The organism is Coleofasciculus sp. D1-CHI-01, from assembly GCF_040218875.1.
GTDB lineage: Bacteria > Cyanobacteriota > Cyanobacteriia > Cyanobacteriales > Coleofasciculaceae > Coleofasciculus.
This window is the reverse complement of record NZ_JAVJQP010000169.1, coordinates 25,600-51,152: the sequence shown is the minus strand read 5'-3', so window position 1 is coordinate 51,152 and position 25,553 is coordinate 25,600. Positions and strand designations below refer to the sequence as shown.

The following is a 25,553-nucleotide window of genomic DNA, read 5'->3' as shown; positions in this document are numbered from 1 at the left end:
TTTCAACCGAAAAAGCCAGTCACACAAGCAGAAGCCGCCGCCGCCCTGTGGTATTTTGGGTCTCAGGGTGAGGGAATATCAGCTAGTGAGGTTCTCCAGCAATCGAACTAGAAAGAATGGGTCAGGGTTCGTCTGTAGGGGCGGGTTTTACTACTATCTTTTCGGTTGCACCTCAATGTGAGTAAACCCGCCCTGTTTCTCTAGTTGTTAATTAAACCAAGCGGGTCGCCCCTACAAGACGATGATTGGGGTTTGAATGCGCCAAGCAGAGAGCGATCGCCTATTCTTATCTATCCGTATCTGAAGACGCAATCACAGGTCACTTTTCCCAAAATAGCACTACGGGGATACGTTAAGAATCTGAAATGTAGGCGTAACCGTCCTTATCAAACACTATATCATTCGGTAAAGGAAGGTGCAAAAACTTTAGCCTCTCCTAACTGCGGCGTTTGGGAATAGGCTACTGGGGAAAGCGTTACTCCTCCTAAATCAAAATAGTTACTAAAGCAACGCGGATTTAGGCCTGCCCGAAAACGTCGCGGCTAAATCATGATTTGATCAGGGTTTGAGGATGTAGTATGATGTTATTTGAATCCTGTATTGGGTTCACTTTAGTGCCAATTTTCAGCCGCAAACGCTTCAACGCCTGATAATGCGTTATTTTTTTCGTTTTCCTGTCGCCAACTATTAAATGCTACAAGCATGTTGCATTACCCAATTGCCTAGACTCATTTTGCCGCCGATTTGACAAACAAGCCATTTAATGCATCGAATGCCTGAACAAAAAAAAGACAACGGGTGGAATGGGAATGGCAATATCCACCCGTTAGAAGAGGTGCGATCGCATCAAACCGATAAAATGTAATAAGTAGGTCGGTGGAAAAACACCCAACACTCCACCAATTCTCTAAGAAGTCCTCAAACCCTTACATAAACAAATGACAAATGACAAATGACCATCTCCAGTTGCCGCCGAAAACAGCATTACTCTTAATCAACCATAAATCTCGTCAAGGACAGGAGAATCTAGCCGAAGCCATTCGTCAACTGAATCAACTAGGCTTTATTGTACTAGAAGAATTAACCGAAGATCCACTCAAGCTTCCGGACATAATCCGTCACTATCACCATCAAGTAGACCTGGTAATCATTGGTGGTGGTGATGGTACGCTGAATGCGGCGATAGAGGGGTTAGTAGATACTCAGTTACCCTTAGGTATTTTACCCTTGGGTACAGCGAATGATTTGGCGCGGACGTTGAACATTCCCATTCCTTTACCCCAAGCTTGCCAAGTCATTGCTACGGGTCAATATCAGAGAATAGACTTAGGTTTAGTTAATGATCAATATTTTTTTAATGTGGCTAGTTGTGGGTTGAGTGTAGAAATTACTCAGCGCCTCACCAAAGATGCCAAACGTCGCTGGGGAATTTTCGCCTATCTAGCTACAGCATTAAAAGTGATTTGGAAAGCACGACCGTTTCGGGCAGAAATTCGCATTAATGGAGAATCTATTCATATCAAAACAATTCAAATTGCTATCGGGAATGGGCGGCATTATGGTGGGGGAATGACCGTATTTCATGATGCCACAATTAATGATAATAAACTGGATTTGTACAGTTTAGAAATGCGTCATTGGTGGCATATTTTATTGATACTTCCTGCATTATGGAAGGGACGCCACACGGATTTACCTGGAGTCCGGACTCTCCACGATACGGAATTTGAAATCTATACTCGCAAACCTCGTTCTATTAATACGGATGGAGAAATTACCACCTCTACACCAGCAACCTTTCGAGTGATTCCGCAAGTTATATCTGTTTTGGTTCCCAGATAGAGCTTGCTGCACCACCCAAAAACCATTAGCCATCGATACTTTGAGTAGCATTGACATTGGCTCATCTTCCAGGAAAGAGAATCAAACTCATCAAAAACCTTGCACCGCTATCAGAAAAATGTACCCCTTGCTCCCCCAGCTTCCCCAGCTCCCCCAGCTTCCCCAGCTCCCCCAGCTCCCCCAGCTCCCCCAGCTCCCCCAGCTCCCCCAGCTTCCCCAGCTCCCCCAGCTCCCCCAGCTTCCCCAGCTCCCCCTTAAAGAACTACTGTAAAGATTGAACCTTGGGGTTGGTTGTCTGTGACGAATATTCTCCCATGATGCGCCTCAATTACCATTTTACAAAAGGTTAAACCCAAACCAATTTGAGACACGCCACTGATTAAATCTCCCACTTCATATTTGTCAAAAATATGGTGTTTGCGTTCTTCACTGACTCCTGGACCTAAATCAATAATCTGAAGCTTGGCTTGGGCGTTGGGGAAATTGGAGGATACCGACTCATTGGGAGAATTTACGGCGACAATGACTAAACTTTCTGGGGGAGAGAACTTAATCGCATTAGAAATTAAATTCTCCAAAACGCGATGAAATAAATTTATATCCAGACAAAGAGAAGATGGGGTTTCGGCAAGCTTACCTATTAGTCTAATCTTTTTATGTTCTGCAATGGCTTGGAATTGGAAAATCACGTCAGCCACTAATTGATTTAAATCAAGATCAGTCTGATTCAAAACCATTTTACCGGATTCCATTTTCGCTAACATGAGCAAGTTATCGATCATGGAGTTGAGTTCGCGACTCGAGTCAGAAATAATTTGCAATCGCTGTAAATCTTTGTCATTGCCTGTACTTTGCAACAGCAAATCGCTACAGAGTAAAATATTAGTCAGCGGATTTCTCAAATCATGGACGATCATATTCGATAAATCTTCCCGCATACGCAACGTCGCTTCTAGGGCATCATATTGCTGCTTAATCCGTAACATCGATCGCACTCTTGCCCGCAGTTCAATTCCACTGACAGGTTTGGTGATAAAATCATCAGCACCTGCATTTAGCGATCGCGCCAAGTCTTCTTTAGAGTTGAGTGCCGTTACAATAATCACGGGAACGTGTTTCCAATGGGAATCGGATTTGATCGTGCGACATACCTCAATCCCATTTAACTTCGGCATCATCACATCCAGTAAGATGACATCCGGTTCCACCGAGTCGAGCAGGTTTAACGCTTCTTCACCACTGGCGGCATAAAATAAGTCATACCCTTCTCGATAGAGATGGGCTTCAATCACATCAAAGGCATTCGGATCATCATCCACGATTAAGATAGATGTATTTTGATTTAGGTTAACCATAGATTTAAGTAGGTAGGGACAATAAAAGTTAACGGTTGAGATTAGGAAGGATCAGGGAACAGGGAACAGTAAGAGTTTGAGGTCTATATTACCGATGCAGATACTGTTCAATTAGCGTCACCAACTTTTTCAAGCGAATCGGCTTCGCCATATACTCCGTCGCCCCTGCTGCCAAGCATTTTTCCCGATCGCCCGGCATAGCCAACGCCGTCACCGCAATAATCGGCATCCGAGATAAATCACTGTCCGCCCGAATCTGGCGGGTTGATTCTAATCCATCCATTTCTGGCATTTGAATATCCATTAAAATTAAATCCGGTGTATACTTCTGGGCTTGTTGTACCGCTTCAATCCCATTCCTAGCTAAAACCACCCGAAACCCTTTACTGTGTAAATAATCGGTCAAGGTGACAATATTTGCCTCATTATCTTCTGCCAATAAAATTAACGGTAACTTTTCCTCAACCACAGGCGGAGTTGTCTCCGGCGGTGTGGCAAACAACTGACTCAAGACTGATTGTAACTGGGGACGAGAAATGGGTTTAAGTAAATAGTCAGACGCCCCTAATTCTAAAGCTTGAGTCGGATCATCGACAACAGAAACCACAACAACGGGAATAGATTGAGTGGCTGAATTTTCCTTTAACTGCACCAACACCTCCCAACCGGAAATATGCGGCAGTAAAATATCTAAGATAATCACATCCGGGTTAAACGTCTGCACCGCATCAATCGTCCCTTCCCCTTGGGGATGAATCAAAACAGTGATACCTAATTCTCCCAGATACCGGGCAATATGATTAGCTGAAGCATCTGAATCTTCCACCACTAAGGCTTTGTGAATCGGTGGTAATTCTTTAACCATCAGTTTAGATTGCTTCAGTCTTTCCCCGATACGACTCGGATGTTTCCAGGGAAGCATTACCGTAAAGCAACTGCCTTTCCCCACCTCACTTTCCAAGGCAATACTCCCCCCTTGTAATTCCACAATTCGCCGCACTAGCGCCAACCCTAACCCAGTCCCCGCATAGCGACGAGAGAGACTACTATCTAATTGGACAAAGGGTTTAAACAGTTTATCCAGGTTTTCTGGGGCAATGCCAATCCCCGTATCCGTAACACTCAACTGCAACTGTTCACCATCAGGATCAGTGGTAACTTGCAACGATACCTTACCCCCATCAGGCGTAAATTTTACCGCATTACTTAATAAATTAACTAACACTTGGCGGATGCGCCGTTCATCCACTTCAATCTCGCTTAAGCCCGGTGCAATGTGGTAATCGAGTCGAATATTTTTTTGCTGCGCCTGCTGTTTAATAAAAGTCAAACTCGATTCACACAGACTATCGACAGAGACAAGGGAAACTGAGAGAGACATTTTGCCTGACTCAATTTTAGACAGATCCAGAATATCGTTAATTAACTCTAACAAATGCTTGCCACTTTGTTCGATTGTCGCCAATGATTTGCGCTGCTTAGGAGTTAACGAACCATACACCTCTTCCTGGAGTGCCTCCGCTAACCCCAGAATCGCATTTAAGGGGGTGCGTAACTCATGACTCATACTTGCCAGAAACTCATCTTTTAACCGAGTCGCCCTAGCTAATTCCGCATTGGCTAAACTAATCCGTTCATTACTTTCGCGTAACTGTTTTTCAGCTTGCTTGCGTTCGGTGATATCATAAACTAAGGCACAAGACCATAATAAGTTTCCCTGGTCATCTAAAACCGGACTGGTGGACATATATGCCCAGATATTGTTTCCGGTTTTCGTGCGTAATTCAACCTCTTGTCGATGAACCTGGCTTGGATTTAGAGGGATACTTGAAGCGGGAGTGAAACGGTTATCTCCAGGGGTGAGAAAATCCGCGATCGCATGTCCTAATATTTCCACCTCGGTATACCCCAACATCCGTGCCATTGCCTGATTGGTGTAAGTCGTATTCCCTTGGACATCGGTGACCCAGATTCCTTCTTCGGCAAGTTCCACAATTTGGGCATATCGCGTCTCGGTTTCCCGAATCTGAGATTCTAACTTCTGGTTGAGGCGTTTAATCTCATGTTCCGCCTGCTGACGTTCGGTAATATCGGTGAGAAAGGCAATCACAAATGTGCCATGCTTGGTTTGAATCGTACTCAGCCCCACTTCAATGGGAAATTCAGTTCCATCCTGACGTTTGGCATATAAATCCTGGGATTTCCCCATGGAACGTTTACTGGGATGGGTAAGATAATCCGCCCGATGATCAGTATGGATAGAGTGATAGCGTGGCGGCATTAAGTATTCAATTTTGCGCCCAAATACCTCGGTGCGATTATAGCCAAATAACTCTTCAGCTTTGGCATTAAAGACAATAATTTCTCCCTGGGCATTAGTGACAATAATCGCTTCGGATGCCGATTCTAAGAATGCCCGAAACTTCGCCTCACTATCCCGCAAATCCGCTTCTGTCGCTTTGCGATCGCTAATATCTTCGACGACAGCCAGGGCATAGTTGGGTTTGTTTTCTGAATCACACACCCGCGAGATGGAAATATAGACCCATCGGCAGTTTCCATCGTTACGAATATAACGTTTTTCCGTGGCATAGGTGGACGTTTTCCCAGACATTAACTGCTGTAAATACTCAATATTGTGTTCCCGATCATCCGGGTGAGTAATATCTTGTACCCGCCGCCCCACTAATTCAGATTCAGGATACCCGGTAATCTCACAGTAGCGTTGATTCACCCGCAAAAGTTCGCCAGAAGAATGTGTGACAAGGGCAATCCCCACCGAGGCTTGTTCAAAGATAGCCCGGAAGCGTTCTTCACTATCATGTAATGCCCGTTCTGCTTGTTTGCGTTCGGTAATATCATGAATAATCGAAACCAGAAAAGTACGTCCTTGAATCTCAATCGGACTGGAATACACTTCCACCTCTCGAATCTCTCCCGACGCCAGACGGTGAGGAAAGACAAAATAGGTTCGTTCCTCTAATTTTGCCCGTCTCATCTCTGCCTGAACTTGAGGCAATGGCAGACAATTGAAATCCGTAATCGTTTTGGTGATTAATTGCGATCGCGAATAGCCATAAAACTTAACCGCCGCCCAATTCGCATCCGCAATCGTCCCCGTTTCCGAATCAATTAACAATTTAATCGCCTTACTCCGCTCAAACATGGCACGAAACCGGGCTTCACTGTCTCGCAGTGCCGCTTCTGCCGCTTTGCGATCGCTAATATCGGTGTGGGAACCCACCATCCGCACCACGGTATCCTGGTCATCCCACAGGGCTTGTCCGCGATCCAGAATCCATTTATAGGAGCCATCTTTACACAGGAGGCGATGCTCACTAATATAATAAGGAGTCTTGTGATCAAAATGGTCTTGAATCAGCCCCATCACCCACTCGAGGTCATCGGGATGGACTCGTTTCGACCATTCATCTAGATGATTAGGAATTTCATTGTCCTCATAGCCCAACATTTCCTTCCAACGAGGCGAAAAGAAAACGTCATTGGTTTTCACATTCCAATCCCAGATGCCATCATTATTCCCCCGCAGGGCTAAATGCCAGCGTTCCTCACTAACCCGCAAGGCATCCTCGGCTTGTTTGCGATCGGTAATATCAGAGGCAATCCCATCCAGTCGCAGGGGATGACCCTCCTGATCATAAGTCACCCGTCCCCGATCATAAAGCCAACGAATCTCTCCATCCGGTCGCTGAATCCGATATTCTAGGCTATATGTACCTTGTACCAGTAACTGTTGATGAAAGGAACTAACCTGGGCATAATCATCCGGATGAACCCCCTCTAGCCGCAGGTGAGGATGATCAAAAAAGTCTTGTACCAGACGCCCATAGACTGTTTCCGTGGCTGGATTGAGGAAAAGTACCTCCTCTGTCGTCGCGGAGATTGACCAGACGACATCATCCAAGGCATTGAGAATACTATCTAAACGCTGTTTATTTTGGCGCAATGCCACTTGGGTTCGCAATGCAGAGATACCATAAGCCACGTCATTTGCCAATTCGGTGAGTAATCTCACCTCGGCTGGATCAAAGGCGTCAGGTTCACTGGCATAGAGATTTAACGCCCCCAGACAGGTTCCTTCTAAAATTAAGGGCAAAGCAATGGATGACGCATACCCCTGTTGACTCGCCGCATCTCGCCACCGTTGATAACTCAGATCAGTGAGAATATTTTGGATAATTCTGGGTTCTTGGGTGCGAATCGCGGTTCCAGTCGGTCCAACGCCGTATGCATTATCTGCCCAACTAATTTGTAAGGCTTCAATATACCCCGTCTCATACCCCGCTTGGGCAACCGGACACACAGTTTTGGCATCATCCTGTTGAGCAAATCCAATCCAAGCACAACGATAGCCACCAAAGTCTACAATAATTTGGCAGATGTTATGCAATAAGGTGGATTCATCGGTAGCCAAGACTAAAGCCTGGTTGCATTCACTCAGGGTTCGCAGGGCGCGATTGGCGTGATAGAGTGCCTGTTCTGACTGTTTAAGCTCTGTGATATCCTGAGCTACAACCATACCTACCATCAGTTCACCCGTTTGGTTTCTCAGGGGTAGGGCATGGATAATAAAAATGCGATCGCCAAAGGACATCTCACGGGTAACGGTTTCGCCCGCTAAGACTTGGCGATACATGGGTTCTAGCTGGGTATAGGTTTGGGTTGGTAAGCATTCCTGTATGGTGTTCCCTTCTAATTGGGTTTTGGATAAACTGATACTAGCTAAACCACTCCCATCCGCCAGTAAATAGCGTAATTCATGATTAAATAGAAGCACCGCCCCATTAGGGAAATTTTCCACGACTGCCCGATAACGGGCTTCACTCTCCCGCCAACGGCGATCGCTCTTTTGTAAATGGTGTTCTAAACGGTAGGATAGGTAAGCGGCGATCAGGGAACCACCGATACCGATCATCGCTGAAAGTGCCAAGATTGCCCCAGTCAATTGGCGCTGTTGGTCTAATGTTTGCTTGAGTTGCGTCTCTTCCTCTTGTTCAACAATCTGAAACTGCTGGATTTTATCGTTAAGCTGATCCATGACTTGCTTCCCCTCCACCAGTTGATCGATGAATTCTGGGGAGTCTGTAGCGGTTTCCGGTTGGGAATTCACAAGTCGGAGATTGCGTTGAAGTAAGCTAACTCTAGCGGTGGTTAATTCGCGAATCCGTTGCAGGCGATGGGTTTGGGCGTGTTCCTGGGCAATGAGTTGACGCAATTGATCCAGAGTTACTGGAATTTGTGCGATCGCGGATTCATAGCGATCCAGAAAGTCTTGACGGCGGGTAATTTCATACCCTCGGACAGCAGTTTCGGCTTCTAGGAGATCGGAGTGTAAGCTTTTTGTTTCCAGACGCACCCGTTGGGTATGTCGTAACCTAGCTTCGGCTTGGGCGGTTTGGAATTGCAACCAGCCAAACGTGGCGAGTGAGGTGACTAGACAGGTGACAGGAATCGCCAGGATCAACTGGCGTTTTTGTTGACGGGAAATCGAGATCCGGCGAGATAGTCGAGGTTGGGCGAGGTTGCTATCCATGCTAGGTGCTGCATCCGAAAGCTGATTCCACTCATATATAACGTATGAGGAAGTTTTGAGTTTTGACCCCTCGCTTTGGAAAGAGGGTATGGTTTGTCGGGGCGGGTTTCACGACTATCGTTTACGAAAGCACCCAAGCGATTTGATGTTTTCTTCATTTGTCCTAACTAGAGTGCGTAGTGCTATAACTAAACCCGTCGCCGATAAGTTTACCTCTAGCATAGTTAGCCAGGAATTGGTTCGATGCGGATCAGTTGTCCATTGGCTTCATCGGTGAGAATGTACAATAGTCCATCCGGACTTTGGCGCACATCCCGCACCCGTTGACCGATATCGATGGATGTCTCATTGACGACATTGCCGGATTCATCAAGTTCAATATGGCGGACATCCCGCGAAACCAATCCTCCCGCAAATAAATCACCCTGCCACTGGGGAACACGATCGCTATCATAGATAACCAGACCGGATGGTGCGATCGCTGGAGTCCAGATGAGTTTGGGATCGACCATTCCTGGACGAGACTGCTGATTGGAAATGATTCCCCCAGAATATTCTCGGCTATGGGTGACGAGGGGCCAGCCGTAGTTTTCTCCCGCTTCCACCAGATTCAGTTCATCGCCGCCTCTAGCACCATGTTCCGTAGACCAAATTCGACGGGTTTGGGAATCGAAGGTGAGTCCCTGGATATTGCGATGTCCGTAACTCCAGATAGCTGGATCAGCGTCTGGGGATTCGACGAAGGGATTGTCGCTTGGCACGGTACCATCGTCGTTGAGGCGGATAATTTTACCCAAATGACTGCGGCGATTCTGTGCCTGTTTACGGATTAAATCACCGTCGAGTTGAACGGGTGGATTTCCCCCATCACCGATCGCGATTAACAGGGTATCGTCAGGTAACCAAACAATGCGGGAACCGAAGTGCTGTCCCCCCGATTTAAGCTGAGATACCTGGAAAATTACCTCTACATCACTGAGGGCGCTACCATCAAATTTGGCACGGGCAACTCGTGTATGATTAGTCTGGCGCGTGCCGTGGGAATAAGTGAGATAAACCCAAGAATTCTCAGAGAAGCGGGGATGAAGCGAGACATCCATTAACCCACCCTGCTTCACCGCAAAAACCTCTGGCACCCCAGCGATTGGTGTGGGATCAAGTACCCCATCGCGGACAATTCGCAGTTGTCCCGATCGCTCCGTAATCAGTATCGCACCATCGGGTAACCATGCCATCCCCCAGGGATGATCTAACCCTTCTATGACGGTGGTTTTCTGGACACCTTGAGGAGTGGCGACTGAATCAGCCGACACTGTTACATCGGGCGATGAGGCGGAATCCTCCGATTCGGGTGGAGTTGGGGAAACGGTAGCGGTATCGGATGGAGGGGGAAATGCACAACTGGTGAGTGTCACGAGTGCGATCGTACTCCCAGTTCCTTGGATCAGGCGAGCGATGTTGAAGTTCATAATGATATTCCGTCTGATGTGGTATGTCTGGGTGTATTTCCCACTATAAAATGCTGGAAGAGCGCGGATCGTACTTATCATTAATCTCAGTAGCTTTTTCCTTGAGGGTATTGAACGCAACATCAACTTGCTGAGTCGTTTGAAAAAGGTTTTTAACAAGTTGGTTGAAAGGAGAGTGAGTCATCGCTGTAGATACAGTCATTTTTTATCATTCGGTGTCAGTAAAAGCTATATACTGTATTTACTTTTAAGTAAGGATTCACGCGCCTCTGTGGGCATGACAATGTACGTCAGTTCAACTTAAGTATCACTAGCGATCGCTCTCTCTTCCTCTTCTGGTTACTCCCACATTTTTTGTGATTTTTGCTGGAGTAAAGGTGGATCAGCGGTTTTCATCAGTAACCAATAAAAAAGAGAGCCACTCAAAGGACTCTCCCAATTATCAGGGTGCATCTATCTATCACACTATATCATTTTTGGGATTAGGGGTGTCACCCCCCTTCTAAAATTTTCCTAAGCTAGGTTCGTAGTCGGCGCGAAGCGTGGCATTCCTCCTCAGATAGATGCTCTGACAAAGTTGGGTATGTGAAAGTGATTGGCAGTTACAAGGATAATCACGATGGCTCAATTAAACCAACAAAAATGCGAAGCTTGCACCAAGAATTCATCCCCCGTTAGCCAAGAGGAGATCGCCCAACTGAAACCGGAAATTCCCGACTGGAACCTAATTCAGCCAGAAGGGGAAGCCCACTTAGAACGGTCTTATGAATTTCCCGATTTCAAAACAGCGATCGCCTTTACCAACCGTGTGGGTGAAATCGCCGAGGAACAAGGACATCATCCCGCTATTTTAACCGAGTATGGTAAAGTCACTGTGACTTGGTGGACTCACGCCATCTCCGGCTTACACAAAAACGACTTTATCATGGCGGCAAAAACAGATGATATTGCTAGCCAGATGGCTGGATGAGGTTTAGGGGACTGGGGAAGCTGGGGGAGCTGGGGAAGCCGGGGAAGCCGGGGAAGCTGGGGAAGCCGGGGAAGCTGGGGACGAATGACAAAGGACGAATGACAAAAGACGTAGCTTGCTTCTCGCGAAGTGAGTATGACAAAAGACCAATGACAAATATCCCCTTCCCACCTAGAATTATACGAATCAGGAGTTCCTTAAATTTAGTAATCATCGAAGACCTATGACTCATCGCCCTATTATCCTCGGTATTGTCGGTGATAGCGCTGCTGGCAAAACAACGCTAACACGAGGAATTGCTCAAATATTGGGTGAAGATGAAGTCACCATCATCTGTACCGATGATTACCACCGCTATGATCGTCAGCAACGGGCGCAAAAAGCGATTTCAGCCCTCCATCCTGACTGTAACTATCTAGATATCATGCAGCAGCACCTGGGTTTGCTGCGAACGGGACAATCGATTCTCAAACCCATCTATAACCACAACACTGGCACCTTTGAACCCCCAGAGTATATTCAACCCCACCGATTTGTGATTGTTGAAGGATTACTGGGATATTCTACTCGTTTGGCGCGTGAGTGCTTCGATGTCAAGGTATTTTTAGCCCCCCCAGAATCGCTGCGGAGTGAGTGGAAAGTTAAGCGAGATACCCGCAAGCGAGGGTATACGGATGAACAGGTACTCGAACAGTTGAGAAAACGGGAACCGGATTCGGAGGAATTTATCCGTCCCCAGCGTAAGTGGTCAGATATTGTTGTCAGTTTCTATCCTCCTGACGAATTATCTGACGAACAGAGTGATTTAATGTTAAATGTGCGGTTAGTCCTCAGACCGACGATTCCTCATCCAGATTTTACCCGACTCCTCAGTCCCAGCAAATCCCATCTAAGTACAGCCATTCGTCTGGAATTAGACCGAGATATGGGTAAACCTGTTGATGTCCTGGAAGTTGATGGTCATGCGACAGAGGAACAGGTGCGGGAATTAGAGCGGATTTTATGTAGTGAAATTCCTTACTTGGGTAAATACTGCACATTAGAAGGTGATCCCAATATTGGTAAGGTTACGGGAACCACAGGGGAAACACTCCAGAGTTATCCCTTAGCCTTAACTCAATTGTTGATTACCTATCACATGCTGAAAGCGGCTCATATTTATCAATCCAGTGAACCCGCGTTAACCTGAAATTTCCCCCAGGCAAAAATTAAGCTTTCCCAAGGGAGAGTGAACGAATCAACGCCTTATGATAACTTCACAAGAGCAGTTACAACTGGTGTTTGGCTGACCGAATTGAAACCTATCATCAACAGTTTATCCAGGGACTCTATTGCAGTTTAAGAACTAAAGCCGAAGCTTACCCATTGACCTGCTGCATCGTCAAAAACGGCGCAACAGGGAACTTTCATTAAGATATTAATGGCAGCATTTACGTCTCGGTCGTCAACGTACCCATAGACTCGGACGTATTGCAACGCAATATTGCCCGGTTGAACACCGCCTATAAAAACTTCTTTGATGGGCGGGGTTTTCCTCAGATATTTTACGGGAAAACGGCTCAGACTATTCGAGAACACTTGCCCGGAATATGTAACTACTTTATTAGTGGCACGACCAGTGGAGTTATGGAAGGAATTAACAATAAAATTAGACTAGTTATGCGCTTGGGTTATGGCTTAACCAACTTTAATAACTTGCGTTCTCGTTTACTAGGCTGCTGCTCTTAGAACAATTCTACAGGCTTGTCAAAAAGCATTCGGCTTGCCTTGAAAAGAGTAGTCTTGACTCTCCACTATCGTTCCGAGCCAAGACTAGAGCCAAGGAGCTAAACTCTTTTATTAAGAAAACTTATCACCCTGATTACTGGAGAGCCAGACAATTAGAGCTATTCTCTCAGGATATGTGGAATGTGAGTTCCGCAGAATCCCCCTTTTAGAAAAAGGGGGAGTAAAGGATTAGGATTATTTCCAACCTGCCCGATCCATTAGCTTAACCGCTTCTGGGTTCTTTTCCCCATAACTGATGACATCTAATTCTGATTCCTTAAAGTCGCCAAAGTCAGCCACAACAGGATTGGGTTCCATATCCGTCACGACAGGATACTCATTCGCTTGATTGGCAAAGATTTCCTGGGCTTCTGGCGTCACCAGGTACTCTAAAAATTTGACCGCATTCTCTTGGTTCGGCGCATTGGTAACCACACCGCCACCACTGATGTTGACATGAGTCCCATCGGCGCTTTGATTGGGGAAGAACACGCCGACTTGTTCCGCTACCTCTTGATCTTCCGCCGCATCGGATTTTTTGAGACGGGCTACATAATAATGGTTAACGATCGCGACATCACATTGACCAGCAGCTACGGCTTTAATTTGCGCCGTGTCATTGCCTTCCGGGGGACGGGCAAAGTTATCGACTAAGCCTTTGACCCAGGTTTCTGTCTCTTGTTCTCCTTTGCCTTCGATTTTAGAGGCGACTAAGGATTGGTTGTATATATTTTCGGAACTGCGGATGCACACTCGTCCTTTCCATTCGGGTTCGGCTAAGGCTTCGTAGGTGGAGAGTTCTTCTGGCTGAACGTTCTCTTTGTTATAGACAATGATTCGCGCCCGTTTGGATAACCCAAACCATTCTCCTTGGGGATCACGGAGATTGGCAGGAACGGCTGATTCTAAGGTTTCTGAGGAAATGGGTTGCAACAATCCCTCCTCTTGCGCCCGCCACAGGCGTCCCACGTCAACGGTAATTAAGACGTCGGCTGGACTGTTTTCGCCTTCACTCTTGATCCGTTCAATCAACTCATCGGCGTCTCCTTCAATTAGGTTCACCTCGATCCCCGTTTCTTCGGTGAAGTTGTTGTAGAGGGCATCATCGGTGTCATAATGACGGGCGGAGTAAAGGTTAATTTCTCCTGCATCAGCTGTGTTATCGGCTGCGCCATCTGTACTTGCTGTATCGGCGGGTTCGTTGGGATTTGAACAGCCTGCAACGACTAACAGGGCGAGTCCAGAGCAGAGTCCGATTATACTACGTCTAGTAATTTTCATTAATGACCAGTCTTGTTGTGATTTGGGTTGAGTTCCAGTGAGCCGCGATCGCTGTCCTTTGTGACCCGTTGCCAGATTGCTAACTATCTGAGCCTATCTGGGATTGGGCGACCTGATTTGCCCAGGGTTCACTCAGGTTGATTACGCTGCACTAGAGTGGACAAATGATTATTGTACCTGTTAATGCAATTAATTCTTAATTGAGTTCTAATTATCCTGACGATACTGTTCCCTGTTGCCTGTTCCCTCTTGGGATAAACTGATGTCCTAACGTATCCTCGTAGTGCTACATGTACTGATAGGGAGGACAATCCATTGCCAGACGATCGCGCTTATTGGTTAGCTTGGTCACAAGTCCCGCGTGTAGGACCAATATTACTGCGACGCCTACAGCAGCATTTTGACTCGTTAGCAAAGGCTTGGGCGTCTCCAGTGCAAGAATTGGGTCAGGTGGAGGGGTTTGGGCGGCAATTGGTTCAGGCTGTGGAGAAGACGCGATCGCATCTCAATCCCCAACAGTTTCTGGAACAACACTGTAGCAAAAATCCCTATTTCTGGACACCTGCTGATCCGGACTACCCCCGCTTATTGTTAGAAATTCCCAGTCCGCCGCCCGTATTGTACTATCGCGGACAGGTGGATCAGCAGGAAAATCAGGGAATGAAACCCATGGTTGCGATCGTCGGAACTCGTGAACCGACGGATTATGGCAAGCGTTGGACAAGGAAAATTAGTACAGCGCTGGCAAAAAAGGGCTTTACTATCGTATCTGGAATGGCAGCCGGGATTGATACCGAAGCCCACAAGGGATGTTTAGAGGCGGGTGGGAGAACGGTAGCGGTTTTTGGCACAGGAATTGATGTGATTTATCCACCCCGTAATAAGCTACTGTACCAGACAATTGTAGAAGAGGGATTAGTATTAAGTGAATATCCGGCAGGAACCAAGCCAAATCGCCCCCACTTTCCCCAACGCAATCGGATTATTGCCGGGTTGAGTCGGGCGGTTTTAGTCATGGAAGCGCCAACGAAATCAGGGGCGTTGATTACGGCGTATCAAGCCAATGAGTTTTGTCGGGATGTGTATGCATTACCGGGTTCGTTAGATAATCCCAATGCGGTGGGATGTTTGGGATTATTGAATCGGGGAGCAAGTGTGATTTTGAGTGAGGGGCATTTGTTAGAGATGTTGGGGGCAATACCGGAATTGGATAGCGGGAAACAGTTGTCTTTATTTGAGCCAGAATCGGTTAAAGCGACGCCGAAGTTAGCGCCAGAGTTGGCAAAGGTGTTTCAGGTTTTAGGGATTGAACCGACGCCCTTGGATGTGATTGTTCAGGAAACCGGGATGACAGTGGCGGAGGTTTCGGGTGTTTTGTTGCAGTTGGAATTAGAGGGGTTAGTGTCGCAGTTACCGGGGATGTTATATCGGCGAAATTGATAAATTATTTTATCGTAGGGGCGCACAGACGTGCGCCCGGTTTTGGGTTGTGTACCCGCATTTCCCCCTCATCCCCTAACCCCAACTCCCTTGAAACAAAAGCGAAGCATCCTCTGTCATCCCTCCTCACAGGGGGGAACGAGGGGGGTGGGAGAAGGGGAACTAATACTCCCATACGTGTCATATTAGTCTCTACACCGCTCCCTTCTGGCTCCCCTCTCCCAAGCTTGGGAGAGGGGCTGGGGGTGAGGGCTGGAAGTTAGCGTTCGCGCAGCGTTCCCGAAGGGTAGGGTAGCGTAACGCACCATAACTTTTGTAGTAAACGATGCGAACGTTTATGGCGAAGACAGCGCAACTACAAACAAACCTCTAAATTGCCTTAAAGACTATCTGGATCGATGTTCAACTCTCGCAATTTTGCTGCTAATCGTTCAGCCCGTTGCGCTTCTTGTTCTCGCTGTTGTTCTAATTCCAAATAGGACAAAAATCGTTGTCCATCTGGTCGATATAATTCTAACCCTGCTTCGGTTAATTCAAATCGCACTGTTAAGCGCGGACTGACCCAGCCGGACATGGGTTCAATGACTTCTAGTAGTCCTTCTATTCTTTGCCACCCTCTCAAATCTTGATTGTCTGGATCATAGAGGTAATATTCTTCGACACCATAACGGTTATAAAATGCCAGTTTTTTATCCATCTTAGTCTGGCTGTCGTGATAGGAACGGATTTCAAAGACAACCTGCGGCGGGATATTATTTTCGCGCCATTGTAGGTAGGAACGGCGATCGCCTTTTGGTACGCCAAACACAACCATTACATCCGGCGCTTGGGAGATGGTGTTATTGCCTTCAACTGGATACCAAAGTAAGTCTCCGGCGACAAAGACATTCGGGTCATCTTTAAATAAAGCATCACAGCCGCCTTGGATTTTGGTAATCCATTGATATTGAAGGGTGCTGTCTGCCATGGGTTTACCATCACTAGAGGGATAAATGATTTCTTCTTTGGCGAGTGTCATAGTCTTAAAACCTAAGTAGAATTTACTTAGTTATATGTTGTTGTGTTGTCGTTGAGGGATATTGATTAAATTGTATCAAAATTTGCCTCTCTAATAAGATTCTCCTGTAGGGGCGACCCGCTTGCATAAATTGACAACTGTATCTATTCAATTTAATCGGGTCGCCCTTGGTTTTCAGGGGAGGTCTAAACATTTGAGTCGGGGCGGGTTTAGTCACATCTGGGTGCAACCAAAAAGATAGTTGTGAAACCCGCCCCTACACATTTAAAACGAATGTCGCTGATTTAAGTTCGTAGTAGGCACTTTAGTGCCAGAAGCGCTAAAGCGCTGACTACAAACTCTAAAGTTAGTGCCATTTCACTTAACACTAACGTTGTTTAAATTGGATTATACACATAGATTTAATGACTAATGTCATAGCATATTTAACTCTTTTTATTCTCTACTTGTGCCAATTTTTTATGAGCAAACTCTCTAACTTTCTCATCAGGCTCATTTTCTGCTCTGTCGCGCAGCAAGGCTAGAGTCTGGGGATGGTTAGGATATTGTTTGATAATGATTTCAAGTGCTATTTGCCGAGGATTAGGTGTCTTGTTTATCTCGTCTTTTAAAGGATTTGTCTCATCTTTTAAAGGATAGGGATCATTGACGGCGCGATCGCATATAAATTCAAATATCCCAGCTTCATCTTTCCAGCCTCGTGCTAACTCCTCCAATGCTGCTGCTCGGACGTGCCAATGATCATTAGACTGAGCAACAGTCTTCAGGACGGGCAAAATATCAGAGTCTGATGACCAGCCTTGTGCCCATTCTCGCATCGCGGTCTCTCGCACACGACAATGCTTAGCTGACTGAGCCAATGTTTTAAGGACGGGCAAAAAGTTTGGCTCATCTTTCCAGCCTTTAAGTAGTTTTTGTATCGCTGCATTTCCAACATTACCATTCTCATCTGACTTAGCCATTTCCATCAGTAGGGGAAAAGTATCAGGATCATTTTTCCAGTTCTCTGCTAATCCCTCAACTGCTATCAATTGAGTATAATCATGATAGCAATAGCGCTCAGACTGAGCTATAGCTTTGAGCAAATTTAATGTCTCCGGGGCATCTTTCCATATAGTTGCGATCACTCTAATTGCTTCTTCTTTTTCCATAGGATCATCAGGATCATCAGTCAAACTTTTCAGTCGGTCGAGCAGTTTGTCAGAAGTTTCCTTAATGTCAACCCGATTTCTCACTTCTGAAATGCACCTAGCTGCAAAAAATAGGTGTGAAGAATCAGTATGCCATTCATCTGCGTCAGGTGGTTCAATCAAATATTCAATGACATGACCAGCAAATTGTGGCTGAATCATCCCTATGATTAAACACAGCACCTCATCCCAATATGGATTCCACCAATGTTTGCCAAAAACTTCAGTTTTTAACTCCTCTAGAGAAAGACTGCGTTCTTTCTCAAACTGCCAAACATATTCCCAGGCGCAGAAATATTCCAAAAATGTCCGATGCACAAAGGCATAATAATCCGCCCCCATGAAACATAATATAAAATTACGTTCCCACAGTTGCTTTATCATCACCCTAGCCACCGCCCTGGAATTATTAATATCTAGGGTTTTCAGATAATCTGTCAAAATTCCTTCTAACTCATCCGCCGCAATCAGATTACCCGCCAACCCTTTCTCTGCTGCTTGCATCTGATACGCTACCCGACGCAACATCGCCTGTTTATCTTTATAATCAAGGGTTTTAATCTCTAACTGCTGATGTTCCACTAACGCCCGTTCTACATCCCATTGATGCAGCAATACTCGCGAGGCTTGGTTGTATAATTCCGGTCTATCTCTGGGCAATTCCTGATTACGATTTAAAATTGCCATCATGGTTAGCAATAAGGGATTCCCAGCCAGTTCGCGAATCGCTTTTGAGGTGTTAATTGCCCGTTGTAGCCGTTCCCGCTTCCTCTGTTTATCAGCTTTATCAGTAAAGGTTAAATCATGCCAACGGGTAATAAAGTCCTGAATCTGATCCGCCTCTAAATCTTGCAACATAAAGTGATAAAACTGGGCATCTTGTAACCGCTGCGGCTTATAGCCAATCACGCGAGAGGTGACAATTACCCGCACATCAGGATAGTCATTGGTGAAGCGATGAATATCAGTAATTACATCCTCTCGTTTTCCCGGATCAAATACCTCATCTAAGCCATCAAACATCACCAAAGCATTTCCGGCTTTTAACTGTTCCACCAGTTGATGCTGATTCAGATGACAGACAATCCCACTACTATCATGGAAAAATTTCAGGAAATTCTTACATTGTCCCGCATCGCGATTCCGCATATAGGTGCGTAATTCAATCAGCAGGGGAATCGGCTGGAAATTGGCATCATTGGGTGTAGAATTTGCCCAATCTAATGCCAAATATTGCAACAAGGTAGACTTACCTGAACCCGGATCACCGAGAATCACCAGATAGGGATAGTTATCTTTATCTTGAATAATTTCTCTGATAGAACAAATCGGCTGTTGAGAATAAACCTGTTTATATTCGGTTAACTCTTCGATGGATATCTCTGTATCAAGTTGATTACTCTCTCGCAGTCGCCGTTGATGTTCTTTGGGGAGTTCATAGACTTGGGGGACTATCTGATGAACTTGTCGCACATTTTGCGGAATGAAGACTTGCCAGAGTTTCAGTTGGTTATAGGCGCAGCCTGTTGTGTCTAAACTGGATAGGTTTAAATTGCTGTAGCGTTCCCGTAAGCCTTCTTGATATTTGGTTAAATTAAAATCGGGAGAAACTCCGGCAATTTCTCGAACCTTTTCTTCTATGGATTCCTGAATCTCTAATTCTAACAGTTCCTCTAACTCTGGCGAATTCCTAACAATGCGTCTCACATCTTTAACATATTGCTTGGCAACCCCATCCCAATTAAACCCAGTCGGCATATCGGGAGAATAGCGCTGTACCCAAATGCTTCTTAATTGATTGGCGTCGATAACGCGACAATTTTTCTCAAAGGCTTTTCCCAATAACGGTTTCACGTCATCATCTCGGATAAACTGCTCAATTGCTACTTGATAGGTGTCGCGGATTTCTGCGCCAGTTAAGTCACATTCAAATAGTTCATCTTCGATTGTTGTCAAGAATTTGGCTAAAGCTTCAAGTAAGGCGTTTTTGAGGACATGCGGTGAGGCTAACAGTACCCCCTCTGGGATGCAGTCTTTGAAAAAATCGTTAACGTACTCTTCCAGATTTTCTTGCTGTAGTTTCAGCCAAATCTGCTTGAGTTCTAAGTTTTTAACTAAAGCGACAACACTACTCAAAGCTGTCCCCGGTTCCACCATGGTGCAATTCCTACAGGAAACGTATTTTTACCATTTTAGGGTATCTGCTTTTTCGTCTAGTGCAAGAAGGTAGAAATAACTGAACAGCTAACATCTTCCCAGATGCGCCATGGCACGTCTCTACATTGCTTCATCCTATCTACGAAGCTGTTCAAGTATTTCCGCTGCGCTGTGCAGGGGTTAGTCGGTTGGGTTGAGCGAAGTCGAAACCCAACCTAAAAAAACTCCATTAAAGCAGAAGGAATCAATATTGCCTTTGTCTCTAAGCCGCAGTCGTTGCGTCTCGTCTTCGGCTTTGGTGCTGAAGGGTTGACCAAAGGGCGATTCGGGAAATAATTAGGCGAAAGTCAGTCAAAATTGTAGATAGATTTTCGGGGGTTAGTACGGGAACGTGGACAAAGATGCAGCCCGTTGTTGGCGAATAATCCTGAAAATAGCGTAATAGCTGATAATAGAGTCCTTCACAGACAAATTTCCCCGCGTCATGACTAATCTCCGTTTCAGTTAATCCCTCGACTAATTTCTCTAAGTCTACAGCAGTTTTGAGGAATTGAGTCTCGAAAGATGTCTCATTGCCAAAGAAGGCGGGAAGACAATAGGACAACCCTTTCAGGCTTAAAATTGGTTGAAGAACTAGATAATAAATGAACCAATACACTTGAGCAACAAGGTATCGAGGCGTGGCTCCAGCTTCTACAGTTAATTGGGAACGGGATTGGGCCATACCGCAACAAATTACCACATCCGGTTGCAGGTGTTCAATTTTCGCGATCGCTAAATCGCTGGCGGGGAATACGTCCACGGGTAGCTGTCTCAGGAACGTTAAAGATATGGCTTGATCCGGGAACGGGTTACTCTCAGCTTGGAGTTTGAGGAGTAAATCATCGGACGCATTAGATTTGTGATCAGGTAACCAGGTTTGAAAGGAGGTCAAAAGGATGGTTGTTGACATTATCGATTAGCACCGAACTCATTAAAATGTAGATTGAACCATAAAAATAACGAGGAATCGGTATCATGCCAATCATTGCGGTGGTTGATTACGATATGGGTAACCTGCACTCGGCTTGTAAAGGGTTGGAGAATGCGGGTGCAACAACCAAGATAACAGATGTCGCGGCGGAGATTGAACAGGCGGATGCGGTGGTACTACCGGGAGTCGGTTCATTTGATCCAGCCGTACAGCATTTGCGATCGCGTGGACTTGAGGAACCGATTAAACGGGTAATTGCCAGTGGTAAACCGTTCCTGGGTATCTGTTTGGGGTTGCAAATTCTGTTTGAGGGTTCAGAAGAAGGAAAAGAACCTGGATTAGGGATTATTCCTGGAAAAGTGCGGCGATTTCAGCCAGAACCGGATATCCACATTCCGCACATGGGGTGGAATCATTTAGAGTTCACTCAACCGGATTGTCCGTTGTGGATGCAGTTATCAGAGAACCCGCAAGTTTATTTTGTCCATTCCTACTACGTTGAACCCGTTGATCCGACGATTCGCGCCGCTACAGTAACACATGGGTCACAACAGATCACGGCTGCGATCGCGCGGGATAATCTGATGGCGGTTCAGTTCCATCCCGAAAAGTCATCGACAAGAGGCTTGCAAATTCTATCCAACTTTGTCACACTCCTGAAAACTCCTGTATCCGTCTAAGATCGGGAAACAGATGGGGAAGATAGGGAAGATGGGGGAAGGTTGATGATTAAAACTCTTTGGTTTTAATAACTCGTTGATTCAGAGGTTGAACAGGTCGAGCATTACCGCTGTAAATTGACTGAAACTTTGCTAGCTGCTGGGATGATATCTCAATGGGCTGTTGTAAAACATACCAATTCACGCCTTCTGTACAAGGTGGCGTAGTTAATGAGCCAGTGTAATGATAATAAGACTTATCTTTTGGCGGTAAAGCACTGGCATTAACCGTCACACCTCGAACGATTCGCTCTCCTTTCTGGGTTGGTATATTCGCCCATAAGGTTTCAATAAATGGATTGTATTCACCTTCTTTCAGGAAAACCCCAATGACCGCCAATTGTCCATCCTGACTTTTGTGAACCAGATGGGCTTCCATGGGATAATCTTCGCCCTTAACCCTGTGTTCGCTGGGAGCATGGAAATGAAACTGGAGCAGTTCATACCGCTTACCCTCAATTTTGATAGAACTCCCAGCTTTGTAAGCCACTTCAATGGCATGACCATTATTAATGACTTTAAATGGTGTATATTTATAGGTAAATTCCAGAGAGTCAGCGCTAGAGGCTGACATATCGTTCAGGTCAAGAGGAGACTGATTTTTGCCGAGTTTACACATTTCAAATTCCGGACTTAAGTCTCCCCAATTTTTAGGGGATTCATCGCCACTATACCCCCAGTCAACCGAATGGGTATTACTTGATTTAACTTTCGGCGCGATAACTAAACAAGACGCGACAAGAACAAAGATAATAAATCTAAAGGTACTGTTCTTCATGGCACTTTTTCACTTTTACAGCCAATATACATATCTCTATCTATTTTAATAGCATTAAGCGGAATGAATTGAACCAGACAATTCATAAATGTTATGAATCATTTTATTTTTTGTTGAGATAGATTGAGATATATTTATGCAAAAATTCAGGGTTGAGGATGGAGGATTAGGGCACCCCATCACCCCATCACCCCGTCACCCCATCACCCCCAGCTCCCCTATCTTCCCTTGATCGCCGCAATTGAGTCTGAACATTGGTAGGCTGTAAAGAGTCGCCAATGGCGTTTAAGTAAGGAGAGTAAACGTTGAAGTATCAGAATTCACAGAATTGGCAAGCTTTAGTGGGAGGGATTATCGCAGCAGCCTTGATTCTCCTTAGCTTTAGCTCCTTTGTGATCATCAACCCAGGTCAAGCCGGGGTGATCAGCATCTTGGGTAAAGCCAGAGATGGAGCCTTACTAGAGGGAATCCACGTCAAGCCCCCCATAATCTCAGTGGTGGACGTCTATGATGTGACTGTGCAAAAATTTGAAGTTCCCGCCCAGAGTTCCACTAAGGATCTTCAGGATCTCTCGGCTAGCTTCGCGATCAACTTCCGCCTTGATCCCACACAGGTGGTTACGATCCGACGAACACAAGGCACATTACAGAATATCGTCTCGAAAATTATCGCCCCTCAAACTCAGGAATCGTTCAAAGTTGCAGCGGCTCGGCGAACGGTAGAAGAAGCCATCACCAAACGGACTGAACTAAAGCAGGACTTTGATAATGCTTTGAATGAACGATTGGAAAAGTATGGCATCATCGTCCTGGATACCAGCGTGGTTGACCTAAACTTCTCCCCAGAGTTCTCCAGGGCGGTTGAGGAAAAACAAATCGCTGAACAACGGGCGCAACGTGCTGTTTACGTTGCCCGGGAAGCCGAACAACAAGCCCAAGCGGACATTAATCGCGCCAAGGGTAGAGCCGAAGCCCAACGACTGTTGGCGGAAACCCTGAGGGAGCAAGGCGGACCATTGGTTCTGCAAAAAGAAGCGATTGAAGCCTGGAAACAAGGTGGAGCGCAAATGCCGAAAGTTTTGGTCATGGGTGGTGATTCCAATAGTAGTGTGCCATTCCTGTTTAACTTAGGGGATGTGGCACAGGAAACGCTACCGCGCTAAAGACACCAAACCCTGTGGTTATCCTGTAGGGGCGACCCACTTCGTCTAATGAACAACCTGTAGGGGCGACCCGCTTAGCCTAATGAACAACCGGTAGGGGCGACCCGCTTAGCCTAATGAACAACCTGTAGGGGCGACCCGCTTAGCCTTAATGAACAACCGGTAGGGGCGACCCGCTTAGCCTAATGAACAACTCCAGTCCACTCAATTGGCTCGGGTCGCCCTCCACTCAATTGGCTCGGGTCGCCCTCCACTCAATGGGTTAGGGTCGCCCTTAAGTCTCGTTCCCCCGTCTGAATACCCTTGGGGAGGATATGCCTCTCGTCGTCACGGTTTCAGCGCGTTAGCATGATAACTAATCGGGTCATGAGCCTGATCAAACGAAGGTTTTCTAGTCCATGTTCAGGTCTTATGTAACGGAAAGTCATGGAATTTTTGTCTGATACCGTCGTGCTGTCACGCCTGCAATTTGCGGTGACGGCTATTTTTCACATGCTTTGGCCCGTTCTCACCACAGGTATGGGTATTTACCTGGTTATCGTGGAAGGACTATGGCTGAAGACGCGCAATCCTGATTATTATTACCATGCTCGCTTCTGGTCGAAGCTGTATGTCCTCAACTTTGGCATCGGCGTCGCTACAGGGGTGCCGATGGAATTTCAGTTTGGTACCAACTGGGCATCCTTTTCCGAGGCGGTTGGTAATTTTTTTGGCAGCATTCTCGGCTTTGAAGCGTCGATGGCGTTCATGCTAGAAGCGGCGTTTTTAGGGATTATGGTGTTTGGTTGGCAGCGTGTGCATCCAATTATGCACTATGTTGCCACTATCCTTGTAGCATTCGGGGCGAACTTATCCACGTTCTGGATATTAGCCGCTAATTCCTGGATGCAAACCCCAGCCGGTGGCGAATTTGTTGATGGTAAGTTTATTGTCAGCGATTATTTTCAGGCAATTTTTAATCCCTTTATGATGAACAGCGTTCTGCACATGTTCTTTGGCACCCTGGAGACATCGCTGTTTGTGATTGGTGGGATTAGCGCTTGGTACATTCTCAACAAACGCCATTCAGCCTTCTTTTCTAAGGCGTTGAAAATTGTTTTAGCGACTGCGATCGCAGTTGCCCCCTTACAGATCTATATTGGGCATTTAAGTGGCGAACAAGTGTATCGTTATCAGCCGTCAAAACTAGCCGCGATGGAAGCGCAGTGGGAAACTGTACCTGCTGGAGTTGCCGCTGATTGGAGTCTTTTGGCATTTCCCAATGAAACCGCTGAAAAAAATGATTGGGAAATTAAAGTTCCCAATGCTTTGGGATATATCCTGGAATTCAAAAAAGAATTACCAGAACCTGTATTGGGATTGAAGGAGTGGAAACCGGAAGATCGACCCCATCTGTTAGGGTTAATCTACTATTCCTTCCGGATCATGATTGCCATTGGCTTCTTCTTCGCCGGATTAATGCTGGTGAGTGTACTGCAATGGCTACGGGGTAAGCTTTCGCCGGAAAACATTACCCAGCAGCGTTGGCTTCTATTTGCCTGGATTTTTGCCGCGCCCCTCGGTTATATTGCGGTTGAATCCGGCTGGATTGTCCGCTGTGTGGGACGACAACCCTGGACAGTGTACGGGCAAATCCGCACCGTAGATGCCGTGTCTAATGTCCCAGCCAGCAATGTTTTAACGTCGTTACTCTGTTTCACCGGGGTTTACATCCTGTTATTTTGTGCGACTTTATTTTTCGGTAGCCGAATTATCCGCCGAGGTCCCAATTTAAACCTCCCTTTACCCAGTTCTGAGACTCAAGAAGGTGTCAACACTACCCCAGGACAGTTTATTCCCGATGAACGCCCACTAGAAGCACAGCAGTAGGAGGTTTT

At 46.1% G+C, this 25,553-nt stretch carries 18 protein-coding genes; 8 read left to right on the top strand and 10 right to left on the bottom strand.

What is annotated here, in order from left to right; translation table 11 throughout:
- Positions 1-945 precede the first annotated feature (945 nt).
- A complete protein-coding gene (locus RIB93_RS29415) occupies positions 946-1,842 on the top strand; it encodes a lipid kinase (RefSeq protein WP_446378365.1) in 897 nt (298 codons plus the stop codon).
- A 254-nt stretch (positions 1,843-2,096) separates the two neighbouring features.
- Here the strand turns inward: RIB93_RS29415 and RIB93_RS29410 are convergent, their stop codons facing one another.
- The 4 genes from RIB93_RS29410 to RIB93_RS29395 all read right to left on the bottom strand — a co-directional run bounded on the left by RIB93_RS29410 (position 2,097) and on the right by RIB93_RS29395 (position 10,422).
- Entirely contained in the window at positions 2,097-3,197 is a 1,101-nt protein-coding gene (locus tag RIB93_RS29410; RefSeq protein ID WP_446378363.1) for a hybrid sensor histidine kinase/response regulator, read from the bottom strand.
- Between the two features lie 88 nt (positions 3,198-3,285).
- Positions 3,286-8,751: a PAS domain S-box protein gene (locus tag RIB93_RS29405; protein WP_446378361.1), complete on the bottom strand. Its 5,466-nt coding sequence runs from the start codon at positions 8,749-8,751 to the stop codon at positions 3,286-3,288.
- A gap of 224 nt (positions 8,752-8,975) precedes the next feature.
- Complete coding sequence (locus tag RIB93_RS29400; protein ID WP_446378359.1) at positions 8,976-10,220, bottom strand: PQQ-dependent sugar dehydrogenase; 1,245 nt, start codon at positions 10,218-10,220, stop codon at positions 8,976-8,978.
- A 43-nt stretch (positions 10,221-10,263) separates the two neighbouring features.
- The gene (locus RIB93_RS29395; RefSeq protein ID WP_446378357.1) at positions 10,264-10,422 is read right to left on the bottom strand and encodes a hypothetical protein; all 159 of its coding nucleotides are present in this window, start codon (positions 10,420-10,422) and stop codon (positions 10,264-10,266) included.
- Between the two features lie 417 nt (positions 10,423-10,839).
- On the opposite strand from RIB93_RS29395, the gene RIB93_RS29390 reads away from it, so the two are divergent.
- Both RIB93_RS29390 and RIB93_RS29385 read left to right on the top strand, forming a co-directional pair.
- The gene (locus RIB93_RS29390) at positions 10,840-11,190 is read left to right on the top strand and encodes a 4a-hydroxytetrahydrobiopterin dehydratase (protein ID WP_446378355.1); all 351 of its coding nucleotides are present in this window, start codon (positions 10,840-10,842) and stop codon (positions 11,188-11,190) included.
- A gap of 223 nt (positions 11,191-11,413) precedes the next feature.
- Positions 11,414-12,379, top strand: coding sequence for a phosphoribulokinase (locus tag RIB93_RS29385; RefSeq protein ID WP_446378353.1), 966 nt, complete (start codon positions 11,414-11,416; stop codon positions 12,377-12,379).
- A 149-nt stretch (positions 12,380-12,528) separates the two neighbouring features.
- Here the strand turns inward: RIB93_RS29385 and RIB93_RS29380 are convergent, their stop codons facing one another.
- Positions 12,529-12,768 carry a hypothetical protein gene (locus RIB93_RS29380; RefSeq protein WP_446378367.1) on the bottom strand — a complete coding sequence of 80 codons (240 nt, stop codon included), beginning with the start codon at positions 12,766-12,768 and terminating at the stop codon, positions 12,529-12,531.
- On the opposite strand from RIB93_RS29380, the gene RIB93_RS29375 reads away from it, so the two are divergent.
- The gene (locus tag RIB93_RS29375) at positions 12,661-12,918 is read left to right on the top strand and encodes a transposase (protein WP_446378351.1); all 258 of its coding nucleotides are present in this window, start codon (positions 12,661-12,663) and stop codon (positions 12,916-12,918) included. The two genes, RIB93_RS29380 and RIB93_RS29375, sit on opposite strands and share 108 nt — an antisense overlap.
- A gap of 234 nt (positions 12,919-13,152) precedes the next feature.
- Here RIB93_RS29375 and RIB93_RS29370 read toward each other — a convergent pair whose 3' ends face one another.
- A complete protein-coding gene (locus RIB93_RS29370) occupies positions 13,153-14,238 on the bottom strand; it encodes a Fe(3+) ABC transporter substrate-binding protein (RefSeq protein WP_446378349.1) in 1,086 nt (361 codons plus the stop codon).
- A gap of 315 nt (positions 14,239-14,553) precedes the next feature.
- Here RIB93_RS29370 and dprA point away from each other — a divergent pair, with 315 nt between their 5' ends.
- Positions 14,554-15,678 (top strand): DNA-processing protein DprA, encoded by a 1,125-nt coding sequence (gene dprA, locus RIB93_RS29365; protein WP_446378347.1) that lies wholly within the window; start codon positions 14,554-14,556, stop codon positions 15,676-15,678.
- A gap of 379 nt (positions 15,679-16,057) precedes the next feature.
- Here dprA and RIB93_RS29360 read toward each other — a convergent pair whose 3' ends face one another.
- The 3 genes from RIB93_RS29360 to RIB93_RS29350 form a co-directional block, all read right to left on the bottom strand.
- Positions 16,058-16,696: a Uma2 family endonuclease gene (locus RIB93_RS29360; RefSeq protein WP_446378345.1), complete on the bottom strand. Its 639-nt coding sequence runs from the start codon at positions 16,694-16,696 to the stop codon at positions 16,058-16,060.
- A gap of 425 nt (positions 16,697-17,121) precedes the next feature.
- A complete protein-coding gene (locus tag RIB93_RS29355; RefSeq protein ID WP_446378343.1) occupies positions 17,122-20,043 on the bottom strand; it encodes an NACHT domain-containing protein in 2,922 nt (973 codons plus the stop codon).
- Positions 20,044-20,305: 262 nt separating this feature from the next.
- Positions 20,306-20,995: a peptidase C15 gene (locus RIB93_RS29350; protein WP_446378341.1), complete on the bottom strand. Its 690-nt coding sequence runs from the start codon at positions 20,993-20,995 to the stop codon at positions 20,306-20,308.
- Between the two features lie 65 nt (positions 20,996-21,060).
- On the opposite strand from RIB93_RS29350, the gene hisH reads away from it, so the two are divergent.
- Entirely contained in the window at positions 21,061-21,696 is a 636-nt protein-coding gene (hisH, locus tag RIB93_RS29345; protein ID WP_446378339.1) for an imidazole glycerol phosphate synthase subunit HisH, read from the top strand.
- A 49-nt stretch (positions 21,697-21,745) separates the two neighbouring features.
- Here hisH and RIB93_RS29340 read toward each other — a convergent pair whose 3' ends face one another.
- On the bottom strand, positions 21,746-22,513 hold the full coding sequence (locus tag RIB93_RS29340; RefSeq protein ID WP_446378337.1) for a carbonic anhydrase: 768 nt from the start codon (positions 22,511-22,513) through the stop codon (positions 21,746-21,748).
- A gap of 305 nt (positions 22,514-22,818) precedes the next feature.
- Between RIB93_RS29340 and RIB93_RS29335 the strand changes: the two genes are divergently transcribed.
- The gene (locus RIB93_RS29335; RefSeq protein ID WP_446378335.1) at positions 22,819-23,676 is read left to right on the top strand and encodes a prohibitin family protein; all 858 of its coding nucleotides are present in this window, start codon (positions 22,819-22,821) and stop codon (positions 23,674-23,676) included.
- 426 nt (positions 23,677-24,102) lie between these two features.
- A complete protein-coding gene (locus tag RIB93_RS29330) occupies positions 24,103-25,545 on the top strand; it encodes a cytochrome ubiquinol oxidase subunit I (RefSeq protein WP_446378333.1) in 1,443 nt (480 codons plus the stop codon).
- The last annotated feature ends 8 nt before the right edge of the window (positions 25,546-25,553 follow it).